The organism is Micromonospora craniellae (genome assembly GCF_014764405.1).
Classification (GTDB): Bacteria; Actinomycetota; Actinomycetes; order Mycobacteriales; family Micromonosporaceae; genus Micromonospora; species Micromonospora craniellae.
In genome coordinates, this window is sequence record NZ_CP061725.1 from 4,614,628 (window position 1) to 4,637,606 (window position 22,979).

Annotated in this window: 22 protein-coding genes; 8 read left to right on the top strand and 14 right to left on the bottom strand. The window is 72.0% G+C overall.

Going from position 1 to position 22,979, the window contains the following annotated elements:
* Window positions 1-37: 37 nt before the first annotated feature.
* Window positions 38-1,525 carry a sugar transferase gene (locus tag ID554_RS20990; RefSeq protein WP_117225940.1) on the top strand — a complete coding sequence of 496 codons (1,488 nt, stop codon included), beginning with the start codon at window positions 38-40 and terminating at the stop codon, window positions 1,523-1,525.
* 7 nt (window positions 1,526-1,532) lie between these two features.
* Here the strand turns inward: ID554_RS20990 and ID554_RS20995 are convergent, their stop codons facing one another.
* A complete protein-coding gene (locus ID554_RS20995) occupies window positions 1,533-2,660 on the bottom strand; it encodes a PP2C family protein-serine/threonine phosphatase (protein WP_117225939.1) in 1,128 nt (375 codons plus the stop codon).
* A gap of 92 nt (window positions 2,661-2,752) precedes the next feature.
* Here ID554_RS20995 and ID554_RS21000 point away from each other — a divergent pair, with 92 nt between their 5' ends.
* Window positions 2,753-3,319: a MarR family winged helix-turn-helix transcriptional regulator gene (locus ID554_RS21000; protein WP_223884167.1), complete on the top strand. Its 567-nt coding sequence runs from the start codon at window positions 2,753-2,755 to the stop codon at window positions 3,317-3,319.
* 14 nt (window positions 3,320-3,333) lie between these two features.
* On the opposite strand, the gene ID554_RS31815 is transcribed toward ID554_RS21000, so the two are convergent.
* Both ID554_RS31815 and ID554_RS21010 read right to left on the bottom strand, forming a co-directional pair.
* The gene (locus ID554_RS31815; RefSeq protein ID WP_396888556.1) at window positions 3,334-3,792 is read right to left on the bottom strand and encodes a PP2C family protein-serine/threonine phosphatase; all 459 of its coding nucleotides are present in this window, start codon (window positions 3,790-3,792) and stop codon (window positions 3,334-3,336) included.
* Between the two features lie 549 nt (window positions 3,793-4,341).
* Window positions 4,342-5,592 (bottom strand): ROK family protein, encoded by a 1,251-nt coding sequence (locus ID554_RS21010; RefSeq protein ID WP_191088593.1) that lies wholly within the window; start codon window positions 5,590-5,592, stop codon window positions 4,342-4,344.
* A 58-nt stretch (window positions 5,593-5,650) separates the two neighbouring features.
* Here ID554_RS21010 and xylA point away from each other — a divergent pair, with 58 nt between their 5' ends.
* The 3 genes from xylA to ID554_RS21025 all read left to right on the top strand — a co-directional run bounded on the left by xylA (window position 5,651) and on the right by ID554_RS21025 (window position 9,986).
* On the top strand, window positions 5,651-6,838 hold the full coding sequence (gene xylA, locus ID554_RS21015) for a xylose isomerase (protein WP_117225937.1): 1,188 nt from the start codon (window positions 5,651-5,653) through the stop codon (window positions 6,836-6,838).
* A gap of 10 nt (window positions 6,839-6,848) precedes the next feature.
* On the top strand, window positions 6,849-8,267 hold the full coding sequence (xylB, locus tag ID554_RS21020) for a xylulokinase (RefSeq protein WP_117225936.1): 1,419 nt from the start codon (window positions 6,849-6,851) through the stop codon (window positions 8,265-8,267).
* A 294-nt stretch (window positions 8,268-8,561) separates the two neighbouring features.
* On the top strand, window positions 8,562-9,986 hold the full coding sequence (locus tag ID554_RS21025; RefSeq protein ID WP_117225935.1) for an MFS transporter: 1,425 nt from the start codon (window positions 8,562-8,564) through the stop codon (window positions 9,984-9,986).
* A gap of 348 nt (window positions 9,987-10,334) precedes the next feature.
* Here the strand turns inward: ID554_RS21025 and ID554_RS21030 are convergent, their stop codons facing one another.
* From ID554_RS21030 to ID554_RS21075, 10 genes are all read right to left on the bottom strand, one after another.
* The gene (locus ID554_RS21030) at window positions 10,335-11,993 is read right to left on the bottom strand and encodes a glycoside hydrolase family 13 protein (RefSeq protein ID WP_396888557.1); all 1,659 of its coding nucleotides are present in this window, start codon (window positions 11,991-11,993) and stop codon (window positions 10,335-10,337) included.
* 59 nt (window positions 11,994-12,052) lie between these two features.
* The gene (locus ID554_RS21035) at window positions 12,053-13,087 is read right to left on the bottom strand and encodes a LacI family DNA-binding transcriptional regulator (RefSeq protein WP_117225933.1); all 1,035 of its coding nucleotides are present in this window, start codon (window positions 13,085-13,087) and stop codon (window positions 12,053-12,055) included.
* Window positions 13,088-13,151: 64 nt separating this feature from the next.
* Window positions 13,152-14,117 (bottom strand): carbohydrate ABC transporter permease, encoded by a 966-nt coding sequence (locus ID554_RS21040; protein ID WP_117225932.1) that lies wholly within the window; start codon window positions 14,115-14,117, stop codon window positions 13,152-13,154.
* A 1-nt stretch (window position 14,118) separates the two neighbouring features.
* Window positions 14,119-15,171: a carbohydrate ABC transporter permease gene (locus tag ID554_RS21045; protein ID WP_117225931.1), complete on the bottom strand. Its 1,053-nt coding sequence runs from the start codon at window positions 15,169-15,171 to the stop codon at window positions 14,119-14,121.
* Window positions 15,172-15,240: 69 nt separating this feature from the next.
* Window positions 15,241-16,593, bottom strand: a complete 1,353-nt coding sequence (locus tag ID554_RS21050) for an ABC transporter substrate-binding protein (RefSeq protein ID WP_117225930.1) — start codon at window positions 16,591-16,593, stop codon at window positions 15,241-15,243.
* Between the two features lie 415 nt (window positions 16,594-17,008).
* Complete coding sequence (locus ID554_RS21055) at window positions 17,009-17,503, bottom strand: TspO/MBR family protein (RefSeq protein WP_117226410.1); 495 nt, start codon at window positions 17,501-17,503, stop codon at window positions 17,009-17,011.
* A 180-nt stretch (window positions 17,504-17,683) separates the two neighbouring features.
* On the bottom strand, window positions 17,684-17,827 hold the full coding sequence (locus ID554_RS21060; protein ID WP_162854360.1) for a GPGG-motif small membrane protein: 144 nt from the start codon (window positions 17,825-17,827) through the stop codon (window positions 17,684-17,686).
* Window positions 17,818-18,594: a metallophosphoesterase family protein gene (locus ID554_RS21065; protein ID WP_117225929.1), complete on the bottom strand. Its 777-nt coding sequence runs from the start codon at window positions 18,592-18,594 to the stop codon at window positions 17,818-17,820. The genes ID554_RS21060 and ID554_RS21065 overlap by 10 nt, the downstream gene beginning before the upstream one ends.
* A 10-nt stretch (window positions 18,595-18,604) precedes the next feature.
* On the bottom strand, window positions 18,605-18,880 hold the full coding sequence (locus ID554_RS21070; protein ID WP_117225928.1) for a hypothetical protein: 276 nt from the start codon (window positions 18,878-18,880) through the stop codon (window positions 18,605-18,607).
* Window positions 18,877-19,503 carry a nucleotidyltransferase family protein gene (locus ID554_RS21075; protein WP_263407346.1) on the bottom strand — a complete coding sequence of 209 codons (627 nt, stop codon included), beginning with the start codon at window positions 19,501-19,503 and terminating at the stop codon, window positions 18,877-18,879. The genes ID554_RS21070 and ID554_RS21075 overlap by 4 nt, the downstream gene beginning before the upstream one ends.
* A 122-nt stretch (window positions 19,504-19,625) precedes the next feature.
* On the opposite strand from ID554_RS21075, the gene ID554_RS21080 reads away from it, so the two are divergent.
* A complete protein-coding gene (locus tag ID554_RS21080; protein WP_117225926.1) occupies window positions 19,626-20,387 on the top strand; it encodes a dTMP kinase in 762 nt (253 codons plus the stop codon).
* Here ID554_RS21080 and ID554_RS21085 read toward each other — a convergent pair.
* A complete protein-coding gene (locus ID554_RS21085; protein ID WP_117225925.1) occupies window positions 20,372-21,067 on the bottom strand; it encodes an SDR family NAD(P)-dependent oxidoreductase in 696 nt (231 codons plus the stop codon). The two genes, ID554_RS21080 and ID554_RS21085, sit on opposite strands and share 16 nt — an antisense overlap.
* A gap of 191 nt (window positions 21,068-21,258) precedes the next feature.
* Between ID554_RS21085 and ID554_RS21090 the strand changes: the two genes are divergently transcribed.
* Window positions 21,259-22,173, top strand: coding sequence for a MurR/RpiR family transcriptional regulator (locus ID554_RS21090; protein ID WP_117225924.1), 915 nt, complete (start codon window positions 21,259-21,261; stop codon window positions 22,171-22,173).
* Complete coding sequence (locus ID554_RS21095) at window positions 22,170-22,904, top strand: N-acetylmuramic acid 6-phosphate etherase (protein ID WP_117225923.1); 735 nt, start codon at window positions 22,170-22,172, stop codon at window positions 22,902-22,904. Before ID554_RS21090 ends, ID554_RS21095 begins: the two co-directional genes overlap by 4 nt.
* Window positions 22,905-22,979 lie beyond the last annotated feature (75 nt).

Genomic DNA, 22,979 nt, shown 5'->3' on the forward strand with positions numbered 1-22,979 from the left:
ATCCCGGGCCGTCGGCGAGCGAAGTGTGGGAGGGCCGGTGACCTCGGCGACGCTGTTGACCCCCGCCAGATCGTCATCGCGATCAGGTGACACCCCGCCGGCGAGCGGGTCGGTGCGCGACGACCAGCGGGCGTACGTCCGTTCCCTGGTCGTGCTGGACGCCACCGTCCTGTCCGTGGCGGTGCTCATCGGGTACGCGGCTCGATTCGGCGAATCCGTTCCACGTGGCACCCACGTGTCCTACGTCCTGTTCGCTCCGGCGCTGGTGCTGGCCTGGCTGGTCTCGCTCAAGGCCCTGCGCTGCTACGACGACCGGGTGGTCGGCTACGGCGCGGACGAGTACCGGCGGGTGAGCATGGCCAGTCTCCGGCTGGCCGGCGCCGTCGCGATCCTCGGCTACGTCGCCGATGTCGGCGTGTCCCGTGGTTTCCTGGCGATCTCGTTCGCGGTGGGCACGATCGCGCTCGAAGTGGCCCGGTTCGCCGCGCGCAAGCGCCTGCACCGAGCCCGGTCGCGGGGTGCGGGCTGGTCTCGGCGGGTGCTGGTGGTCGGCGACACCGCACACGTGTTGGAGTTGGTGCACACGCTGCGCCGCGAGCCGTACGCCGGCTATCAGGTGGTCGGTGCCTGCATCCCGGACGCGCTGCTGGCCCCGGTGGCGCAGCGGCTCGGTGACGTGCCGGTGGTCGGCTCGTTCCGGGGTATCCCGGAGGCCGCCGCCGCCATCGGCGCGGACACGGTGGCGGTCACCGCCTGCGGGGAGCTGACCGCCACCCGGCTGCGCCGGCTCGGTTGGCAGCTGGAGGGCACCGGCATCGACCTGGTGCTGGCCCCGGCGTTGACCGACGTCGCCGGTCCGCGCATCCACACCCGCCCGGTCGCCGGGCTGCCCTTGATCCACGTGGAGGCACCCGAGTTCCGTGGGGCGCGCAAGCTGGTCAAGGGGCTGGTCGACCGCTCGTTGTCGCTGGTGGCGCTGACCCTGCTGCTGCCGCTGCTGGCGGCCATCGCGCTCGCCGTGAAGCTGAACAGCCGGGGACCGGTGCTGTTCCGGCAGACCCGGGTGGGGCAGGGGGGGCGCGAGTTCGGCGTCTTCAAGTTCCGCACCATGGTGGTCAACGCGGACGCCCTGCTGGCCGAGTTGACCGCCCGCAACGAGACCGACGGCCTGATGTTCAAGATGCGGGACGACCCCCGGGTGACCAGGGTCGGGCGGCTGCTGCGCAAGTGGTCCCTGGACGAGCTTCCCCAGCTGGTCAACGTCCTGCTCGGTCAGATGAGCCTGGTCGGGCCCCGGCCGCCGCTGCCGTCGGAGGTGGCCCGCTACGACGGCGACGTGGCCCGCCGCCTGCTGGTCAAGCCCGGGATGACCGGCCTCTGGCAGGTCAGCGGCCGATCCGACCTGAGTTGGGAGGACGGCATCCGGCTGGACCTCTACTACGTGGAGAACTGGTCGCTCGCGGCCGACCTGACCATCCTCTGGAAGACCTTCGGCGCGGTGATCAACAGTCGGGGCGCGTACTGACCTCGGCCTACGGCTGCGGGCCGGTCCAGTCCAGGCAGACCACCACCGCGTCGTCGGTGAGGTCGCCGGCGACGAAGGCCCGCAGGTCGCCGAGGAGAGAGCGGACGGCGTCCAGCGGCGTCATCGGCCCGGTACGGCGCAACATCCGGTCCAGCGCGGTCTCGCCGTAGCGGGTGCTGCGCCCGGTCGCGTCGATCACTCCGTCGCTGATCATGAAGAGTCGGTCGCCCCGCTGGAGCTGGATGTACTGTTCGTGATAGTTCGTCCCCTCGAACATGCCGAGCGGGAACTGCGCCTCCAGCGCCTGCACGGTGACCTCGCCGGCCCGCAGCAGCACCAGCCGGGGTGATCCGGCGTCGACGGCGGTGAGCAGGCCGGTCCGCAGGTCGAGTTCGAGCAGCAGGGTGGAGAGATGTTGCTCACCCCGGTGCATGTCGTAGACCGCCTGGTCGGCCAGGGTGGCCTGGTCGGCCAGCGGGATGCCGGCCCGGCGGGCGTTGCGCAGCGCGCAGGTGGCCAGCATGGAGAGCATCGAGGCGGCCACCCCCTCACCCATCCCGTTGATTGTCGCGGTCCAGACCCGTTCGCCGTCGTCGGACCAGTCGAAGCTGTCGCCCCGCACCGCGTACGCCGGTTCGAGCTGACCGGCCAGGCTGAACGACGGACGGGTCCGGCTGCGCCCGGGCAGGAGCTCCCACTGCACCTCGGCCGCGAGCGTGAGCCGCCGACTGCGCCGCGCCACGCGGTACACGTCGGTGCCGGGGTCGACCGCGGTCAGCTCGTGGGCCAGGGACGTGGCGATCTCCAGCAGATCGGCCAGCAGCCCGTCGTCGTCCAGCGGTGCGACCCGGAGCACACCACGCCGTTCGCCGCGCATGTTGACCGGCAGGTAACCGGTACCGTCCGCGTACACCGGAGTCTCGTGGTCGAAGCAGCGCCAGGCGGGGTGACCCGGGCTGGTCACCTCGTCACCACCGCTGAGTGGAAGCAGGGCGGCCAGGCGGTAGTCGACCTGGAGCAGCTCGGTCTCGGTGATGCCGTACTCCCGCTCCAGCAGCTCCGCGATCCGCGCAACGAGCAGGTCAGCGGGGGCCGCCGTGAGTGTGACGCGGGCCTCGTCGACCGGCTCGTTCATCGTCTCTCCTTGATCACAAGCCCATTCGGCGACAGAATCGGAGTACGCTCAGGCCCACCATGGCGGAACTGCATGGTCCACCGGGACCCGAGATGAGTATGGCTGCCGAGCTGGATACCGCGGCAGGTGCCCTGCTGACCGTCTGGGACGGTGCGCGGGAACGGACGGCCAACCGGATCTCGACCGCCCAGCTGCGGGCCGTCATGCTCGTCGAGCAGCAGGACGGGATCAACCTGCGCCGGTTGGCCACCGGGCTGGACATGCTGCTCTCCTCGGCCAGCCGGCTCTGCGACCGGCTGGTCGCCGCCGGGATGCTGGAACGCGAGCCGGGCCGCGCCGACCGCCGGGAGATCTCGCTGCACCTCACCGCCGAGGCCCGCCGGCTCCTCGCCGAGCTGCGCGAGGACCGCCGCCAGCACCTGGCCGCGATCCTGGCCGCGATGACCCCGGAGGCCAGTGAGGCGCTGCTGCACGGATTGCGCGAGTTCGACGCGGCAGCTCGGGCGCGGGTGAGGCGGCCGGTGTCGCCGTTGGTGCCCCCGCAGGAGGCGCACCCGGAGCAGCTACCGGCGTCGGGCCGGGGAGCTGCGGAGCACGGTGTCGAGCCGCAGTCGCGGGGCTGGTCGGCGGGGAAGACCTCGGTCTCACGTACCGCCTGACGCCCAGGCCGGGGTCAGCCGCGCTCGGCCGGGCTCACCGCCAGCATCGCCACGTCGTCGTGCCGGTGCCCACCGCACCACTCGTCGACCAGGCGCAGCACCCGGTCGACCAGTGCGGCCGGCGACGACCCGGTGGCCTCGACCAGGGCCCGGTGCAGTCGCCGCTCGCCGAACATCTCGGTGCCGTGCGGCCCGCCCCGGGCCTCGGTCACCCCGTCGGTGCGGGCCACCAGCAGCTCACCCGGCCGCAGCCGCACCTCGGCCTCGTCGATCCGGGCGCCGGGCACCGCGCCCACCGGCATGCCGCCCACCTCGACCGGGGTCACCGCCCCGGCGCCGTCGACCAGCAGGGGCACCGGATGCCCGCCGCCGGCCACCCGGACCCGCAACCCGCCGTCCGGTTCGGCGCGCAGCGTGCCGAGCAGCAGGGTGGTGAACTGGCCACGACGGGCCGCGTCCGGGATGTCCAGCAGGGCCCGGGAGGTCGGTACGCCCCCGCTCGGTCCGCAGCGCCTCGGCGCGCCGGTGGTCGTCGGTGACGTCTCTTACGTACCAGACCGACCGGTTGCCGGCCAACGGCCGGCGGATGCCCCGGAGCCGCCGGTCCCGGTGCTGCCCCTCGACGTCGTCCGACCCGGTCGCGTACGCCTCGGCCAGCATCGTCACCGGGCACCCGGACAGTCCGGCACCCGGTGCCAGCTCCGGCAGCAACGCGGTGGCCGTGGCGTTGACCAGTACGACCTGCCCGGCGCTGTCGGTGATCAGCACCGCATCGGCGAGCCCGTCGAGGAGTTCGAGGGCGAGATCGGAGTCGACCGAGGTGCTCAGCCGGAGGCGGCCGGCTCGCCCACTGCCGGCGGAGCCGGCGGCCGGGCCTCGTCGGGTCCTGGGCGCCGGCGGTCGCCCTGCGCCCTGCGCTGTCGACCTGTACGCATACCGGTGCTGTGCTCCTCGGGTCCACGGGGTTTGTTGCCTCGCGACAAGGGTACCGAGGCGTTCCGAGGCACGCCGTGCAGGAACAACTAGAGCCGGGCGAGCCAACCGGCGGGGCGGGCGATGATCCTGCGTACCACCGAGCCGGCCGCGCCCACCGCGGCGGCCGTGGCACCGAGGGTTGCCGGTCGCACGGTCACCGGCGACCAGGCGGCGGTGAGCACCCGGCGCTCGATCTCGGCGAGCACCGGGGGCCGGATCCAGGGGGCGAGCGGGGCGTAGCCGCCGCCGAGCACCACGGTGTCCAGGTCCAGCAGGTTGATCACGCTCGACACGGTGATCCCGATGGCCGTACCGGCCTCGTGCAGGGCGTGCCGGGCGGCGGGCTCGCCGGCCTCGGCGAGCTGGGCCAGTCGCATCGCGGCGGTGTCCGCCGGCATGTCGGCCCCGGCCAGGCCGGCTGTGGCGAGGATCGCCTCCTGTCCGGCGTAGCGTTCCAGGCAGCCCCGGCCGCCGCACCGGCAGGGCGGTCCGTCCGGTCGTACCGGGATGTGCCCGATCTCGCCGCTCCAGCCCCGGACGCCCCGGAACAACGCGCCGTCGAGCACGATCCCGGCACCGATGCCGACCTCGCCGGACAGGTGCAGGAAGCTGCCCGGTCCGGCACCGGCGTGCAGTTCGCTGAGCGCGGCGAGGTTGGCCTCGTTGTCCACCACCAGCGCCGGTACGCCCTCGACGGTCTCGGTGAGCGGCGGATACGCGGCCAGCAGCTCCGGCACCGGCACGTCCCGCCAGCTCAGGTTGGGCGCGAGGCGGACCCCGCCGGTGTCGTCGACCAGCCCGGGTACGCCGAGGGCCGCACCGGCCAGGGTGAGGCCCTGGGCAGCGGCGTCGGCGCGGGCGTGGGCGGCGAGCCGGGCCAGCCGGCCGAGTGCGTCGGCGGGGGAGACCGGACGTAGGTCGGCCCGGTGCACCGTGTGGTGGCGGACCTCACCGGAGAGGTCGACCACGCAGGCGGCCAGGTAGTCGACGTTGATCTCCAGGCCGAGCCCGGCCGGTCCGTCACCGGCGAGCACCAGGCCGCGGGCGGGTCGACCGGCACCGGCGCGCGGGGTCGGCTCGGCCTCGGTGACCAGTCGGCCGGCGACGAGGTCCTCCACCACGGCGGAGACGGTGGCCCGGGTCAGACCGGTCTGGGCGGCCAGGGCCGCCCGTGAGGGCGGACGGTCGGCGGCGGCGATCCGGCCGAGGACGAGGGCGAGGTTCAGTTCACGCAGGCTGCCCTGGCGTACGCCGCCGGCCGGGGCTGCGAGTCGGTTCACCCCTTGACACTGCCACATCGCGGCAATTTAATTCAACCACTGAACAAATAGCGGACGACACCACCGGAGGTCTGTCATGGCATCCCGTCCCACCCCCGCCGACAAGTTCTCCTTCGGCCTCTGGACGGTCGGCTGGCAGGGCCGAGACCCGTTCGGTCACGCCACCCGTCCCGCGCTGGACCCGGTCGAGTCGGTGCACCGGCTCGCCGAGCTGGGCGCGTACGGCGTCACCTTCCACGACGACGACCTCGTGCCGTTCGGTGCGGACGCCGCCACCCGCGACGGCCAGATCGCCCGGTTCCGCAAGGCGCTCGACGAGACCGGCCTGGCGGTGCCGATGGTCACCACCGACCTCTTCCAGCAGCCCGTCTTCAAGGACGGTGGCTTCACCAGCAACGACCGCGACGTCCGGCGGTACGCGCTGCGCAAGGTGCTGCGCAACATCGACCTCGCCGCCGAGCTGGGCGCACAGACCTTCGTCATGTGGGGCGGCCGGGAAGGCGGCGAGTACGACGTGGCCAAGGACGTGCAGGCCGCGCTGGAGCGCTACCGCGAGGCGGTCGACCTGCTCTGCCAGTACGTCGTCGACCGCGGCTACGACCTGCGCTTCGCGCTGGAGCCCAAGCCCAACGAGCCGCGCGGCGACATCCTGCTGCCCACCGTCGGGCACGCCCTGGCCTTCATCTCCACCCTCGCCCACCCCGACCGGGTCGGCGTGAACCCGGAGGTCGGCCACGAGCAGATGGCCGGGCTGAACTTCGTCCACGGCATCGCCCAGGCGCTGTGGCAGGGCAAGCTGTTCCACATCGACCTCAACGGCCAGCGCGGCATCAAGTACGACCAGGACCTGGTCTTCGGCCACGGTGACCTGCTCAACGCGTTCGCGCTGGTGGACCTGCTGGAGCACGGCGCACCGGGCGGCGGCCCGGCGTACCAGGGGCCGCGCCACTTCGACTACAAGCCCTCCCGCACCGAGGACATGGACGGGGTGTGGGTCTCCGCCGCCGCGAACATGCGGACCTACCTGCTGCTCAAGGAGCGGGCGGCGGCGTTCCGGGCCGACCCCGAGGTGGCCGAGGCGCTGGCCGCGAGCAAGGTCGGCGAGCTGGGCGTACCGACCCTGGGCGACGGCGAGGGCTACGCCGAGCTGCTCGCCGACACCAGCGCGTACGAGGAGTTCGACGTCGAGACGACCGGGGCCCGGGGCTTCGGCTTCATCCGGCTCAACCAGCTCGCCGTCGAGCACGTGCTCGGCGCGCGCTGAGGCGGACGGCATGCCGCTTGTCGCCGGGGTGGACTCCTCCACCCAGTCCTGCAAGGTGGTCGTCCGGGACGCGGAGACCGGTGACCTGGTCCGCCAGGGCCGGGCACCGCACCCGGACGGCACCGAGGTCGACCCCTCGGCCTGGTGGTCGGCCCTCCAGACGGCGATCGACGCCGCCGGCGGGCTGGACGACGTCGCCGCCGTCTCCGTCGCCGGCCAACAGCACGGCATGGTCTGCCTGGACGCCGCTGGCGAGGTGGTCCGGCCGGCGCTGCTGTGGAACGACACCCGCTCCGCACAGGCCGCCGCCGACCTGGTCGAGGAGGCCGGTGCCGGTACGGCGGGACGGCAGTTCTGGGCCGACGCGGTGGGCAGCGTGCCGGTGGCCAGCTTCACCGTCACCAAGCTGCGCTGGCTGGCCCGCCACGAGCCGGCCAACGCCGATCGGGTGGCCGCCGTCTGCCTGCCGCACGACTGGCTGACCTGGCGTCTGTCCGGATCGTCCGACCTGGCGGCGCTGCGGACCGACCGCAGCGACGCCAGCGGCACCGGCTACTGGTCGCCGGCCACCGGCGAGTACCGCCCCGACCTGCTGGAACGGGCGCTCGGCCGGGCGGTGCGGGTGCCGACCGTGCTGGGTGCCGCCGAGGCGGCGGGCGCGCTGCCCGACGGGGCGCTGCTCGGGCCCGGGGCGGGGGACAACGCCGCCGCCGGGCTCGGCGTGGGTGCCGGCCCCGGTGACGTGGTCGTCTCGATCGGCACCTCCGGCACCGTGTTCAGCGTCGCCGACGCGCCGGCCGCCGACCCGACCGGGATCGTCGCCGGCTTCGCTGACGCCACCGGCCGGTTCCTGCCGCTGGTCTGCACGCTCAACGCGGCCCGGGTGCTGGACGCCGCCGCCGGGATGCTGCGGGTCGGGCTGGACGAGTTGGCCGAGCTGGCGCTGGCGGCGCCGCCCGGAGCGGATGGGCTCGTCCTGGTGCCGTACCTGGAGGGCGAGCGGACGCCGAACCGGCCGCTGGCCACCGGGGCGGTGCACGGGCTCACCCTGCGTACCTCGACCCCGGCACACCTGGCCCGGGCCGCGGTGGAGGGCATGCTCTGCGCGCTCGCCGACGGGCTGGACGCGCTGGCCGCCCAGGGGGCGACCGTCCGGCGGGTGATCCTGGTCGGTGGCGGGGCCCGCTCCGCCGCCGTCCGCCGGATCGCCGCCCAGGTCTTCGGCTGCCCGGTGGTCGTCCCACCGCCCGGCGAGTACGTCGCCGACGGGGCCGCCCGCCAGGCTGCCTGGCTGGCCCTCGGCGGCGCGGAACCGCCGTCGTGGTCACCGTCCGGCACCGAGGAGTACGCGGCCGAGCCGGTACCGGCCATCCGCGAGCGCTACGCCGAAGCTCGGGAGCGCCACCTGGACCGCCCGACGACCGGATAAGAGCGACCGGGCCGGGGCGCGCGACGCTGCCCCGGCCCGGACCACGCCCGGCGCCCGCCGGCCCCGGCAACCCTCCGACCCGTCGGGCCGTGTCGGGTCGCTGTACCTCAAGGTCGTGCTCGATCCTGGATCGAGTGGTCATTGCGGCGCTGGGATGCCACTCGATCCAGGATCGATCCAGGATGAGCGTGATCTTGGTAAGGCGGGCCGGTCGTCAGGCTGGTCCGCTGTCGCCCGGCCGGGATGGGTGGACCCGGTGATTGGGCCGTTATCCGGTCCTGGTTGGCTGCCGACATGACCTTGCGCACGGGCCGATCCGCGCGGGTGTGGGGCGGGAGCGCCACGCACCGGATCTACAGCGTGGTGGTCTTCGTGCTGCTCGCCTCACTGGACAACGTGGCGATCGGTCTGGTGCCGCCGCTCTACGGCGCGATCGCCGACTCCTTCTCGGTGCCGCAACGCCTGCTCGGCCTGGTCACCGCGATCAGCTTCCTGGTCAGCGCGGTGGCGGCGGTCGGCTGGGCGTACTTCGGGGACCGCACCAACCGCAAGCCGTTGCTCATGATCGGCACGTTGATCTGGGCCGTCGGCACCGGCGGCAGCGGCCTGGCCGGCAACTACCCCACGTTCCTTGCCTCGCAGTTGCTGGCGGCGATAGGACTCGGCGCGGTCGGATCGGTCGGCTTCTCGGTCGTCACCGACCTGATCTCGCCCCGCCGTCGGGGCCTGGTGATGAGCTTCTGGGGACTCTCCCAGGGCATCGGCACCCTGGCCGGCACGCTGGTCGGCGGGCTGCTCGGCGCGGCCGACTGGCGTCGGCCGTTCCTGCTGCTCACCGTCGTCGGCCTGGCCGCCACCGCGGCGTACCTGTTCACGTACGACATCCGGCGCGGGCAGAGCGAACCGGAGCTGGCCGCCGCGCTCGCCACCGGCGCGGAGTACGACCATCGGATCAGCCGGTCCGACCTGCCGGTCATCCTGGGCCGGCGGACCAACCGGTGGCTCGTGCTGCAGGGCCTCACCGCGCAGGCCGCGTTCGGCTCGCTGGTCTGGCTGCCGGTGCTCTTCACCGAGCGGGCCCGGGAGCAGGGCTACTCCCCGGCGACGGCGATCGTGGTGGGCAGCGTCTTCGCCACCCTGTTCCAGCTCGGCGGGGTGTTCTCCATCGTCGGCGGCCTGATCGGCGACGCGCTGCAACGGCGTACGCCCTCCGGCCGGGCGCTGGTCGCCGCGGTCGGCATCCTCGCCGCGGTCCCGCTCTACCTGGTGCTGTTCTTCGTGCCGATCCGCATCGACGTGCCCGACGGCGCCGGCACCGGCACGGTGGTGGCCGCCGTGGTGGGCAGCGTGTTCACCGAGCCGACGGTCGGGCTGAGCCTGCTCACCGCGCTCCTGGCGTTGGCGTTGACCTCGGCGAACTCACCGAACTGGTTCGCGTTGATCGCCGACGCCAACCCGCCCGAGCACCGGGGCACCGTCTACAGCCTCGGCAACCTGGTCAACGGGGTGGGCCGGGCGGCCGGCAACGGGCTGGTCGGCGTGGTCTTCCACGCTTTGCGGGCGGCCTTCCCGCCGCCGCTGAACTACGCCGTCGGGCTGGCCGCGTTCCAGCTCTTCTTCATCCCCACCGGCATCATGTACTGGCTCGCCGCGCGGACCTCGCCCAAGGACATCGCCGACGTCCGCCAACTGCTGCACACCCGCGCCGAAAAGCTGTAAGGAAGGGCCCCTTGTTAACGCCTGGTGCATAGCAAGGGTCCCCTGTTAAGCACCTGGCCAGAAGTTCTGTCGGTAATCGTGGGGTAGCCATGGGCTGGTCCAGGGTGCGGCGGCACGTTGTCTGGAAACTCCATGCAAACCCAGCGAGGTCCATACCGCACGACGAGCCTCAACCCAGACGGTTACCGACAGGACTTACGGCAACCTGCTTAACAACGACCGCCATCCGGCCTGCTGCACGAGACACCCCCGGACGGCAGCGTCCGACTGCCGCAGTCCGCGACGAGCGGTGTTAACAAGGGGCCCTTCCTCTACCTGAGGCGTTAACAAGGGGCCCTTCCTTACACCTCAGCCGGGGCGGAGCCAGACGGTCACGTCGGTGGGGAGGGAACCGTCCTCGGTCAGCGGGGCGCTGCTGTGCACCAGCTCGCCGTCGGGCAGCGGAACGGATTCCGGGCCGAAGTTGGTCGACACCACCAGGTCGCCGTTGCGGAAGGTCAGCACCTCGTCGCCGGAGGAGAGCCACTCCAGGGTGCCCTGGCCCAGCCCGTGGGTACGCCGCAGCCGCAACGCCGTCCGGTACGTCTCGTACGTCGAGCCGGGCACGTCACGCTGGCGGTCCAGCGCGTACTCGGCCCAGGCCGGCGGCTGCGGCAACCAGCTCGCGTCGGTGGGCCCGAACCCGTACGACGGGGCATCGGCCTCCCACGGGATCGGCACCCGACAGCCGTCCCGGCCCCGTTGGGTGTGCCCGCTGCGTTCCCACGTCGGGTCCTGGCGGGCCTCGTCGGGCAGGCTGGTGTGCTCTGGCAGCCCCAACTCCTCGCCCTGGTAGAGGTAGGCCGACCCGGGCAGGGCGAGCATCAGCAGGGTGGCCGCGCGGGCCCGGCGCAGCCCGAGCGCCGCGTCCGGCTGCTCGTCGCCGACGCCGATGCCGTTGGGCCGGACGGCGCCCACCGGCAGTCCGAGCCGGGACGCGTGCCGGACCACGTCGTGGTTGGAGAGCACCCAGGTGGTGGGCGCGCCGACCGCGTCGGTGGCCTCCAGCGACCGGGTGATCACCGCGTACTGGGCGGGGGCGGTCCAGGAGGCCAGCAGGTACTCGAAGTTGAACGCCTGGTGCATCTCGTCGGGGCGGACGTACCGGGCCAGCCGCTCGGCCGGCTCCACCCACGCCTCGGCGACCAGGACGCGTTCCCCGGGGTAGCCGTCCAGCAGCCGCCGCCAGTCCCGGTAGATCTCGTGTACGCCGTCCTGGTCCCACATCGGCGGGCGGGGCTTGTCGGACTCCTGCCCGGAGAGGATCTCCTGCGGTTCCCGCCAGTCGGCCAGGTCGGCCTGCTTGACCAGGCCATGCGCCACGTCGACCCGGAAGCCGTCCACGCCCCGGTCCAGCCAGAACCGCAGCACGTCGAGGAACTCCGCGCGTACCTCGGGGTCATCCCAGTTCAGGTCGGGCTGGGCGGTGTCGAACAGGTGCAGGTACCACTGCCCGTCGGGGACCCGGGTCCAGGCTGGTCCGCCGAAGACGCTCTGCCAGTCGTTGGGCGGCTCGGCACCGTCCGGTCCCCGGCCGTCGCGGAAGACGTACCGCTGCCGCTCGGCGCTGCCCGGCTCGGCGGCCAGGGCGGCCTGGAACCACCGGTGTGCCGACGAGGTGTGGTTGGGCACCAGGTCGACGATTACCCGCAGCCCTCGGGCGCGGGCCTGCGCGATCAGGTCGTCGGCGTCGGCGAGCGTGCCGAACAGCGGCTCCACGTCCCGGTAGTCGGCCACGTCGTAGCCGGCGTCGGCCTGTGGCGACGGGTAGAACGGGGAGAGCCAGACCGCGTCGACCCCCAACTCGGCGAGGTGGTCGAGACGGGCGGTGATCCCCGGCAGGTCTCCGATGCCGTCGCCGTTGGAGTCGGCGAAGGAACGCGGGTAGATCTGGTAGATCACCGCCTCGGTCCACCAGCCGGTGATCGTGGCGGGGGGCGAGCTCTGGTGCGTCGCGTTGTCGTTCAGGACGGACTCCCGTGGTCGAGCCGGCCCGGCGGGTCGCCGGAGGACGATGGTGACTGGCGTTAGTTTGCCCGCGCCGGTGCGGTCGATTCACGCACGACCAGCCGAGTGTCCAGAATCACCGGCGACACCGCCTGGTGCGCGCCGGTCTGCGGGGACGGCCCGGCGAGCGGGTCGAGCAGCAGCTTCGCGGCCAACCGGCCCTGCTCGGCGGCGGGCTGGGCGATGGTGCTCAACCCGAGTACGTCGGCAAGGGCGTGGTCGTCGATGCCGATCACGCTGACGTCCTGGGGCACCCGCAGCCCGGCGTCGCGCAGCGCGGTCAGGGCGCCCATCGCCATCTCGTCGCAGGCGGCGAAGATCGCCGTGGGCGGATCACCCCGGCGCAGCAGCTCCTCGGTGGCCCGGGTACCGCCGGCGATGTCGAACCCGGACTCCACGTCGAGGCTCGGGTCGGGGCGCAACCCGGCGGCGCGGAGGGCGTCCTGGTAGCCCCGGCGTCGGTCCAGGTGGGCGGTGAAGGCGAGTTCGTCGTCGGGGTCGCCGGAGATGTGGGCGACGCGGCGGTGCCCGAGGTCCAGCAGGTGCCGGGTGGCGGTCCGCGCGGCGGCCACGTCGTCGATGCGTACGCACGGCCAGCCCGGCACGTCGGTCCCGGAGCTGACGGTCACGCCGGGCAGGTCGAGCGCGGCCAGAGCGGTCAACTCCGGTGCCCGCAGCGGGGTGGCGACCAGCATCACGGCGTCCACCCGATTGTGCAGGTTGACGGGGTGCAGCAGCCGTTGCCGGTTCTGCTCCCGGCCGCCGAGGTTGTGCAGCAGGAGGTCGTAGCCCGCCTGGTGGAGGAAGTCCTCGACCGCTTCGACGACGACGCCGAAGAACCACCGGGTGATCCGGGGGACGACCACCGCGACGGTGCCGGTGCGACCCCCGGCCAACCGGGAGGCGCTCGGCGACACGGCGTACTGCAACTGCTCGGCGGCGGCCAGCACCCGGTGGCGGGTGGCGGCCGACACGGTCGGCAGTCCGCGTAGCGCCCGGGAGACGGTGGCCGTGGAGACTCCGGCCAGCCGGGCGACGTCGTCGATCCTCGTCACACATACCCCGCTCATGTCCCGCGTGGTGCCGCCGTCCCCGTCGACGGCGGCACCACCCGGGGTATCAGCCCTTGACGCTGCCGGCGAGCAGCCCTCGAACGAAGTATCGCTGCAACGACAGGAACACGATCAGCGGTACGACGATCGAGACGAACGCCCCGGCGGTCAGCCGTTGCCACTCGTTGCCCCGGGTGCCGGCCAGTTCGGCCAGCCGGACGGTGAGCGGCGCGGTGACCTCGCTGCCACCGGCGAAGATGAGCGCGACCAGCAGGTCGTTCCAGACCCAGAGGAACTGGAAGATGCCGAACGCGGCCAGGGCGGGAGCGACCAGCGGCAGCACGATGGTGCGGAAGATCCTGGGGTGGGTGGCCCCGTCGACCCGGGCCGCCTCCATCAGGTCCTTCGGTAGCTGCGAGATGAAGTTGTGCAGCAGGAACACGGCGAACGGCAACGCGAAACAGGTGTGCGCGAACCACACCTGGGCGAAGTTCTGCGCGCCGTCGAGGTTCCAGGCGGGCATCAGGGTGACGCCGCCGACGCTGACTCCTCGCGAGAAGAAGCTCAGCAGCGGCACCAGCGCCATCTGCAACGGCACGATCTGGAGCGCGAAGATGCCGATGTAGACCCAGTCCCGGCCGCGGAAGTTGATCCACGCCAGGGCGTACGCGGCCAGGGCGGCGAACGCGAGCGGGAACAGCACCGACGGCACGGTGATGACCAGCGAGTTGACGAAGTAGTTGGCGAGCTGACCCGATCCGGATGCCTGCCCGAACAGCACGTCCTGGTAGTTCTGCAGGGTGAACTGCGGGTCCCGGAAGAACGTCCACCAGCCGGTGGTCTTGAGCTGGGGCTCCGGCCGGAACGAGGAGACGAACAGGCCGAACGTCGGGATGGTCCAGACGACCGCGATGACGATCGCGACCACGGTCGCGGTACGGCTGTTCAGCCGCTTGCGTACCCGGGACGCCCGCGTCGACGTGCCGCTGGTGTCCTGGGCACCGGCGGCGACCGGGGGAGTGGTGGTGGTCATCTCAGCCCTCCCGTCGCTGCTGACGCAGGTTCCGGATCTGGAAGATCACGATCGGTAGCACCAGGACGAAGAGGAAGACTGCCAGGGCTGACCCCTGACCGTTCTGGCCGTACCGGAACGCCTGGTTGTACATCTCGTTCGCGATCACGCTGGTGTCGTAGTTGCCGTTGGTCGTGGTGCGGACGATGTCGAAGACCTTCAGCGTGGCGATCGAGATGGTGACCACGACGACGATCATGGCCGGCCGGATGCTGGGCACGGTGATCTGCCGGAACATCTGCCAGGGGGTGACCCCGTCGAGGCGGGCCGCCTCCACGATGTCGGCCGGGATGGACTTGATCGCCGCGGAGAGCACCACCATGGCGAATCCGGCCTGGATCCATACCATGATCACGATGAGCAGCAGCGTGTTCAGTGGCGAGTCGAGCAGCCACTGTCGGGGTTCGCCGCCGAGGCTGACCACGATCTGGTTGAGCAGACCGATCTGTTCCTGGTCCTCACCCCGGTAGGCGTAGACGAACCGCCAGATGATGGCGGCGCCCACGAACGAGATCGCCATCGGCATGAAGATCAGCGACTTCGCCAGCGCCTCCATCCGGGCCTTGTCGACCAGCACGGCGTAGAGCAGGCCCATGGCGGTGGCGACCAGCGGGACCAGGGTGACCCAGACCAGCGTGTTGATCAGCACCCGGACGATCGCGTCCTCGGCGAACATCCAGCGGTAGTTGTCCAGACCGACCCAGTTCTGGCTGCCGCCGTCCATGAAGGACAGCAGCGTGGTGCGGATTGCCGGGACGACCAGGCCGATCATCAGCAGCAGCACCGTCGGCAGCAGGAAGAACAGCGCGAACAGCCCCTCCCGGGGCTTGGTCCGCCGGGGTAGGGGCACACCGCCGCCGGCGGCGGCGACCAGTTGCGCCTCGCGGCGTCGGGCGAAGAACGCCGGTACCGCGTCGAGCAGGACGAGCAGGCCGCCGACCACCACTGCGAAGGCGACCAGCCCCCACAGCAACATCATCAGTTTCGGCGCCTGGTCGGCGAAGTCGAAGTTCATCAACCCTCCCAGAGGTGTCGGCAGAGCCGGTGGGCCGGCTCGCAGTCGCGGACCGGCCCACCACTGGACTCAGTTCGGCCAGCTGCTCTCGATGCCCTGGAGGACCGTGGCGGTGTCCCGCCCGTTGATCCACTCGACCATGCCCTTCCAGAAGGTGCCGTTGCCGACGGCCGCCGGCATCAGGTCGGACCCGTCGAAGCGGAAGACCGAGCTGTCGTCCTGGAGCAGCTCCACGGACAGCTTGTCGATCGGGTTCGCGACGTTGGCCAGGTCGAGCTTGTTGTTGGCGGACACCCAGTCGCCGATCTTCGCGCGGCTGTTGGCGTGCTCACCGGAGGCGAGGTACGTCTGCACCGCCTGCACCTCGGGACGGTCGCTGAACGCCGTCACGAACTCGCCGCCGCCCAGGACCGGCTTGCCCCGGGCCGGGTCGATGGCCGGGAAGTAGAACGCGAACACGTCGCCGTCCTCGGCCACCCGGGTGCCCTGCGGCCACTGGTTGGCGTAGAACGAGGCCTGCCGGTGCAGCGCGCACTTGCCGGCCGTGATCGGCACGCCGGCCTCCTGGAAGGAGGTGGTGGCGATGCTGCGCACCCCGCCGAAGCCGCCGTTGACGTACTTGTCGTTCTTCAGGATGGTGCCGGCGCGGTCGAGCGCCTCGGCGACCCGCGGGTCGTTGAACGGGATCTCGTGCTTGGTCCACTGGTCGTAGACCTCGGGCGTCTGCGTACGCAGCATCAGGTCTTCGATCCAGTCGGTGGCCGGCCACCCGGTGGCCTCGCCGGACTCGATCCCGGCGCACCACGGCTTGGTGCCGCTGTCCGCGATCGTGTCACTGAGCTTGATCATCTCTTCCCAGGTGTTCGGGACCGTCCAGCCCTTCTCCTGGAACATCTTCGGCGAGTACCAGACGAAGGACTTCACGTTCGAGCCGAGCGGCGCGCCGTAGAAGGTGCCGTTGACCGTGCTGTAGGTCAGCCATTCGGCCGGGTAGTTCTCCTCGGCCATCGCCTTGGTGTCGGCGCTGGCGGCCTTGATCTGGTCCCGCTCGGCGAACCGCTGGATCAGGCCAGGCTGGGGGATGAACGCCAGGTCGGGAGCGTTGCCACCGTCGACGCGTACCGGCAGTTGCGCCTCGAACTCACCACTGCCCTCGTGGCTGATGTCGATGCCGGTGCAGTCCTCGAACTGCTTCCACGACTCGTTCAGCCGGTCGTCCTCGATGTCCCGGATCGACGAGTAGATCGTCACCTTTCTGCCGTCGTGGCCCTGGTACTTCTCGTACGGGGCACACTCGGCGGAACCGGCGTTGTTGTTGCCGCTGCTGGTGTTGCTGCCGGTGCCGCAGGCGGTGGCGCCGAGCGCCAGTCCGAGCGCGCCGGCGATCACGAGGGCCTGGCGTGGCCTGGCAAAGACCGCCATGCCTCCTCCTTCCTAGCCGGCGCGGGCCGGATCTCATCCGGTTGGCCTGGCGCCGGTCCGATGGGCGTTTTCACATGTAAGCGCTTGCATCCCGCGCGGTCCACCCCTGGGACGGACACGACCGAGTAACAATCCGGAAACCTGACGCCCCTGCTTGGGCGCGCTCCCACCCCCACCGGTCACCCTTGTCGATCGGTGCCCGCCCCTCAAGGCCGACAGACCGTCCGACGGGCCGCGCTGGCCGGAGTTGACCAAGGGGTTTGCGCCTTTGACGTCCCCCTCCGTGGCCAAAACTCCTTGATCAACGCGGGCGTCAGCGTGTGGGCGGTGCGCTTGCGCCTGGACGCGGCGAGATCCGGGTGTGCGGACACGGCGCACATTGATCGGGAGCGACGCAGGCGCAGCTCCGGGCGGGTCAGGCGTTCAGTTGCCAGATCGAGTAGTTGAGCGCCGCGGCGAAGGTCACCCAGGCCCAGTAGGGCAGCAGCAGGACGGCCGCGGCGGTGCTGATCCGCCGGAACAGCAGGATGGTCACGCCGATCGCCAACCACAGCAGCACGATCTCCGCGAAGGCCAGGCCGTAGCGGCCGGCGCCGAAGAACAGTGGGGTCCAGGCGGCGTTGAGTACGAGCTGCACCACCCAGGCGAGCACGGCCGGGCCGAGACCCACCCGGCGCCAGACCAGCCAGCCGGCCAGCGCAATGGTCACGTAGAGCACGGTCCAGACCGGCCCGAACAGCCAGGACGGGGGTGCCCAGGCGGGCTGTTCGATGCTGCGGTACTCGTCCGCCGCACCGGCGGCGGCCAGGTTGCCGAGGGCGGCGGCCACGCCCACCGCCGCCGCGAAACCGGCCAACGCCCACCACCGCCGGGCACCGCCTCGCCGGGTGTCGTTCGCACTCGTCCGCATGCTCACAGCTTCTCCCTGGGGCGGGCCGGCAAACCTGCCGGCGGGGCCGGTGCGCGACGCAGGACCCGATCCCGAAGACAACGCCGGGGTCGCCGTGGCCGGTGGCTCCTGTCGGGAGGACGGAGTTCCGGTCACGACGACCCCGGCGGGTCCGGACAGGCGACGCGTCGCGCCGCCACGTCAACTGAAGATGCTCACACCACCCGGGCCCACGAGCAGGCCAACGACGATGAGGACGATGCCCCACAGGATCTGCCGGCGGAACAGCGCGAGGATGCCGGAGACCACCAGTACGACTGCGAGAATCCAGAGAATCAGCTCCATGTTTGCTGAATACCCCCCACGCCTACGCCGGAAACCTGCGGCTGATCAAGGTCGTCACCCAAGTGGAAGACGCTGTACGCCTGCTTGATCACCGGGTGCGCGACGTTGCGTACGCGTACTCCGCCGGGCGTGGTGCCGCGCTCGGAGCCGTGGTGCGCGTGCCCGTGCAGGGCCAGCGCGGTGGGTGCCGAGTCGACCGCCTGCCCGAGCTGGTAGCAGCCCAGGAACGGGTAGATCTCCAGCGGCTCCCCGGCCAGGGTGTCCGGCACCGGCGAGTAGTGGGTCAGCGCCACCAGCGTGTCGCAGTCCAGCGAGCGCAGCGCGGCACCCAGCCGGTCTGCGCTCTCGGTCGTGGTCCGGACGAACGCCTTCATCTCCGGTTCGCCGAAGTCACTGGCGCACCGGCCGGCGAACCCGCCGCCGAAGCCCTTCACCCCGGCGACGCCGAGCCGGCCGCCGGGGCAGTCGAGCACCACGCCGTCGCCCTCCAGCACGATGATCCCCGCCTCCTGCAACGCGCCGACCACCTGCGGCACCTGGTCGCACTGGTGGTCGTGGTTGCCGAGCACGGCGATCACCGGTACGCCCAGTCCGCCGAACTCCCGCGCCACGCACCGGGCCTCCGCCTCGGTGCCGTGCCGGGTCAGGTCACCGGCGAGCAGCAGCGCGTCGGCCTTGCCCGGCAGTTCCTCCAGGGCCGGCCGGAAGCGGCCGACCACGTCCTCGTCCAGATGTACGTCGCCCACCGCGGCGATCCGGATAGCCATCGCGCCTCCCTCAGGGCAGTTGCTCGATCTCTGTGGGTGCCTGCGCGCGGATCACCCCGATGTCGCTGGTGACCGGCTCCTCGGGAAATCGCTCGGCCACCCGGCGCAGGATCTCCTCCCGCCGGTGGGCGCTCTCCACCTCGCCCCGGAGCACCAGGCCGCGTTCCGTGCGGACCACGGTGATGCCCTGCTCGGCGACGGCCGGATCCTCGGCGAGCAGCCGGTGGATCTCCGCCTCGACGTACTCGTCCGGCGGTCCGGCACCGGGGTCGCGGTACGTGGTCACGGTGTTCCCCTCCCGTCGGCCGTGCCGCCGTCGGGCACGACATCCAGCCTGTCCAGCAGCACCAGGAACGCCTCCGCGTACGGCGAGTGCTGCGTCTCCTTGCGTACCCGTTCCCAGTCGATCTGCTCCCGCAGCGATCGGGCCAGCGGCAGCCCTCGCGCGAAGTCGCAGTAGTGCTGGGAGAAACTGAGCAGTTTGTGCACCATCAACTGGCTGGCCGACAGCACCGGCATGTGGATGGCGTCGACCGGTCGCACCACCGTGTCGGCGAAGGTCTCCTCGGTGACCGGCGTCTCGATCGGGCGATGGATCAGATCCACCATGCGACCGCCGTCGTAGACCTTGACCAGCCAGTCCTCCGGTGGCCGTTCGGCGGTGAACCCGGCCGCCACCAGCGCCTCCAGGGCGGCTTCGACGTCCGGCTCACGGATGAGGAAGTCGACGTCGTGCTCGCTGGAGTGGCCGCCGTGCGCGTACACGGCGAAGCTGCCGCCGAGCGCGAACGGGATGTCCGACTGCTTGAGCACGGCGGCGACCTTCTTCAGTGTGTGCAGGAGAGTCTCGTCGTCGCGCTCGGCCATGTCGCCTCTCCCGTCAACGTGTGCGGTACCTACCGGTGGGATGCCGGATCGGTACCCGGCAATCCGGTCGTCCACACCTGTTGCCACGCGCGGAAGGGCGCGATCAGCGGTATAGCGGGATGAACCACCCGGGCGTCGTGCGAGGGTCGGATATCCTGTGCAGAGTGGCCAGATCGACGGGAACCCGGTACGGGACGGCCCGACTGCGCACCGTAGCCCTGATCGGCGTGGATGGATCGGGCAAGACCACTCAGGCACACCGGCTCGCCGAGGCGCTCGCCGCCGCCGGCCACCCGGCCACCTACCACCGCAACGCCGGTGGGCGTCGCTGGTTGGGGCGGGCCGCGCACCGGCTTGGTCGGCCGGACGCGCAGGGACTGCTCGGGCGGGACGCGATGCTCCTGGTGGAGTCCGTGCTGCGCTGGCTCGCGATCGCCATGGCCCTGCTCGGCTGCCTCTTCACCGGGCGCGTGGCGGTGATGGACCGCTACGCCGCCTGCCAGTACGCCAGCCTCCGGGCACACGGTGGCCAGCGCTGGGAACGGCTGATCCGGGCCGCGTACCGGGTCTTCCCGCAGCCGCAGGTGACGTTCCTGCTGACGGTGCCGCCGGCCGAGGCGTACCGGCGGATCGAGCGGCGCGGCACCGACCAGGAGAGCCTGCCCTATCTGACCGCCGCCGACCTCGCGTACCGCACCCTGCCGGAGTCCCCGAGCTTCGTGCCGATCGACGGGGACCGGCCGGCGGACCAGGTGGCCCGGGAGATCCGGGCCCACCTCGCCGAGTGGGTGTCCGTCGACGACGAGCCGGACGAGCCGGGGCCGCAACGGTACCGGCCGTGGCTGCCCGGCCCGGTGACCGCGCTGGTCCCGATTCATGCCCTGCCGTGGACGACCGGGCCGGTGGCGATTCAGGCCCGGCCGTAGACCGGGACCGCGGCGCCGCTGGTCGGCGCGGACTCGTCCGAGGCCAGGAAGCGGATCACCGAGGCGATCTCGGCCGGGTCCACCCAGCGGGCGTGGTCGGCGTCGGGCATGGCGGTCCGGTTGGTGGGCGTGTCGATGACGCTGGGCAGCACCGTGTTGCAGCGCACGCCCGTGGCCCGGTACTCCACCGCCACGGCCGAGGCGAAGCCGAGGACGGCGGCCTTCGCGGTCACGTAGCCGGCCACGCCCGGGAACGGCGCGACCGCCGCGCGGGCTGCCACGCACACCACCGCGCCACCGCCTGCCGCGACCAGGTGCGGCAGCGCAGCCCGGGTGACCAGGTGGGTGGGCCGGAGGTTGAGGGCGAGCATCCGGTCGAAGTCCTCGATCGGGGTCTCGTGCACCAGGCCGGCGCTGGCGTACCCGCCGACCAGGTTGACCAGAGCGCGCAGCGGTGCCTCGGGATCGCCGGCGGCCACCTCGACCGCGCGGGCGACGTCCTGCGGGTCGGTCAGGTCCGCGACGGGCCGCACCGGGTCGGTGCCGCCGGGATCGGTCACCGGCGACGGTCGGGCGCGTTGCGGCGTGACCACCCGCCAGCCCGCCTCGGCGAACGCGGCGGTCACCGCCTTGCCCAGCCCGCCCGCGCCCCCGGTGACCAGCACACTGCGTCGCGTCATGACCCCACGCTAGTGCCGCCGCCCGGTCGGCTCCCGAGCGCCCCCACCCGACCGGACCGACCCGCCCGTCGGGGGAGGCGGGCGCCCTCGGGCGAACGGCAGGCTGTGGGCGTGGTGCCTGGCCCGGTGCTGTCTGTCGGGTGGGCGCGTCGTGGTTGACGCCTCACGGCATGTGAAAGTAAGTTCCACCTGTGGGGAAGAGTTCGAATATTTCCGCGAGCCACGAGCCGGGTGGACTGATCGTCCACATCAGCGGCCTGCTCCCGTCGCTGTCGCCGGCCGAACAGCGGGTCGCCCGACTGGTGGTCGCAGACCCCGCCGACGCGGCCCGGCGGACCATCACCGACCTCGCCACCGCCGCCGAGACGTCGGAGGCCACCGTCATCCGGTTCTGCCGGTCGGTCGGCATGGACGGCTACCCGCAACTGCGGATCCGGCTCGCCGCCGAGGCGGCCCGGCGGATAGAGCCCCCGGACGCGCGGGTCGTCGGTGGCGACATCCCGCCCGGGGCCGACCTCGCCCAGATCATCGCCACCATCGCGTTCAACGACGCCCGCGCTGTGGAGGAGACCGCCGAGCAGCTCGACCCGGCGGTCTGCGAGCGGGTGGTGGACGCCATCGTCGGTGCCGGTCGGATCGACATCTACGGTGCCGGGGCGAGCGGGTTCGTGGCCTCGGACTTCCAGCAGAAGCTGCACCGCATCGGTCGCACCGCGTTCTATTTCCCGGACGTGCACACCGCGCTGACCTCGGCCGCCCTGTTGGGCCGGGGCGACGTCGCCGTCGGCATCTCGCACACCGGCACCACCTCCGACGTGGTGGAGGTGCTGGAGCAGGCACGGGCCCGAGGGGCGACCACGGTGGTGCTGACCAACTTCCCCCGCTCGCCGGTCACCGAGGTCGCCGACCATGTCCTCACCACCGCGGCCCGGGAGACCACCTACCGCTCCGGCGCCACCGCGAGCCGGCTCGCCCAACTCACCGTGGTCGACTGCCTCTTCGTCGGCGTGGCCGCACGCAATCGTTCCCAGGCCCGCAAGGCGCTGGAGGCGACCGCCGAGGCCGTCCGGTCCCACCGGGTCGGTTCCGGCCGGAGGCGGGCATGACGGCGCTGCGCGCCGGACGCCGGGTGCACTACTTCGGCGCCGGCACCTCGGGGCGGCTGGGCGTGCTGGACGCCGCCGAGCTGGCACCGACCTTCAACTCGCCACGCCACTGGTTCTGCGCCCACCTGGCCGGCGGGCCGGAGGCCATGCGGCGGGCCGTGGAGGACGCCGAGGACGACGACACCCGAGGCGCGGCCGAGGCGACGGACTGCGTGCGCCGGGGCGACCTGGTCGTGGGCCTCACCGCCAGCGGTCGCACCCCGTACGTCCTCGGGGCGCTCGCCGCGTCCCGGGCCGAGGGCGCCTCGACGGTGCTGCTCTGCGCGAACCCGGACGCCCCGGCCGCACGGCCGGTGGACGTCTTCATCGGCCTGGACACCGGGCCGGAGGTGGCCGCCGGGTCGACCCGGATGAAGGCGGGCACGGCCCAGAAGATCGTGCTGAACAGCTTCTCCACCGCGGTCATGGTGCGCCTGGGGCGGGTCTACTCGAACCTGATGATCGACATGGTGGCGACCAATGCGAAGCTCCGGGGCCGAATGCTCTCGATCCTGGTCGAGGCGACCGGCTGTGCCGAGGACCGCGCCCGTCGGGCCCTCGACGAGGCGGACGGCGATCTGAAGACCGCCCTGGTCAGCCTCGTGTCAGGCGTGGAGGTGACGGCCGCGCGGGCGGCTCTGGCCCGCTCCGCCGACCAGGTACGCGGCGCGCTCGCGCTCCTCGCGTCCTGAGTCCGACGCCTGCTCCGACGGCGGCGTGCGGGCTGGGCATAGAACCGGGGGCACGGATTGTTCATCAGGGCGTGG

Bases quoted from the DNA above. Each gene is read 5' to 3' on its own strand.
- ID554_RS20995 (WP_117225939.1), bottom strand. From the start codon at position 2,660: ATGAACGAGCCGGTCGACGAGGCCCGCGTCACACTCACGGCGGCCCCC.
- xylA (WP_117225937.1), top strand. From the start codon at position 5,651: ATGGCATCCCGTCCCACCCCCGCCGACAAGTTCTCCTTCGGCCTCTGG.
- ID554_RS21045 (WP_117225931.1), bottom strand. From the start codon at position 15,171: ATGAACTTCGACTTCGCCGACCAGGCGCCGAAACTGATGATGTTGCTG.
- ID554_RS21055 (WP_117226410.1), bottom strand. From the start codon at position 17,503: ATGCGGACGAGTGCGAACGACACCCGGCGAGGCGGTGCCCGGCGGTGG.
- ID554_RS21050 (WP_117225930.1), bottom strand. From the start codon at position 16,593: ATGGCGGTCTTTGCCAGGCCACGCCAGGCCCTCGTGATCGCCGGCGCG.
- ID554_RS21095 (WP_117225923.1), top strand. From the start codon at position 22,170: ATGACGGCGCTGCGCGCCGGACGCCGGGTGCACTACTTCGGCGCCGGC.
- ID554_RS21025 (WP_117225935.1), top strand. From the start codon at position 8,562: ATGACCTTGCGCACGGGCCGATCCGCGCGGGTGTGGGGCGGGAGCGCC.
- ID554_RS21000 (WP_223884167.1), top strand. From the start codon at position 2,753: ATGAGTATGGCTGCCGAGCTGGATACCGCGGCAGGTGCCCTGCTGACC.
- ID554_RS21085 (WP_117225925.1), bottom strand. From the start codon at position 21,067: ATGACGCGACGCAGTGTGCTGGTCACCGGGGGCGCGGGCGGGCTGGGC.
- ID554_RS21010 (WP_191088593.1), bottom strand. From the start codon at position 5,592: ATGTGGCAGTGTCAAGGGGTGAACCGACTCGCAGCCCCGGCCGGCGGC.
- ID554_RS21040 (WP_117225932.1), bottom strand. From the start codon at position 14,117: ATGACCACCACCACTCCCCCGGTCGCCGCCGGTGCCCAGGACACCAGC.
- xylB (WP_117225936.1), top strand. From the start codon at position 6,849: ATGCCGCTTGTCGCCGGGGTGGACTCCTCCACCCAGTCCTGCAAGGTG.
- ID554_RS21065 (WP_117225929.1), bottom strand. From the start codon at position 18,594: ATGGCTATCCGGATCGCCGCGGTGGGCGACGTACATCTGGACGAGGAC.
- ID554_RS21060 (WP_162854360.1), bottom strand. From the start codon at position 17,827: ATGGAGCTGATTCTCTGGATTCTCGCAGTCGTACTGGTGGTCTCCGGC.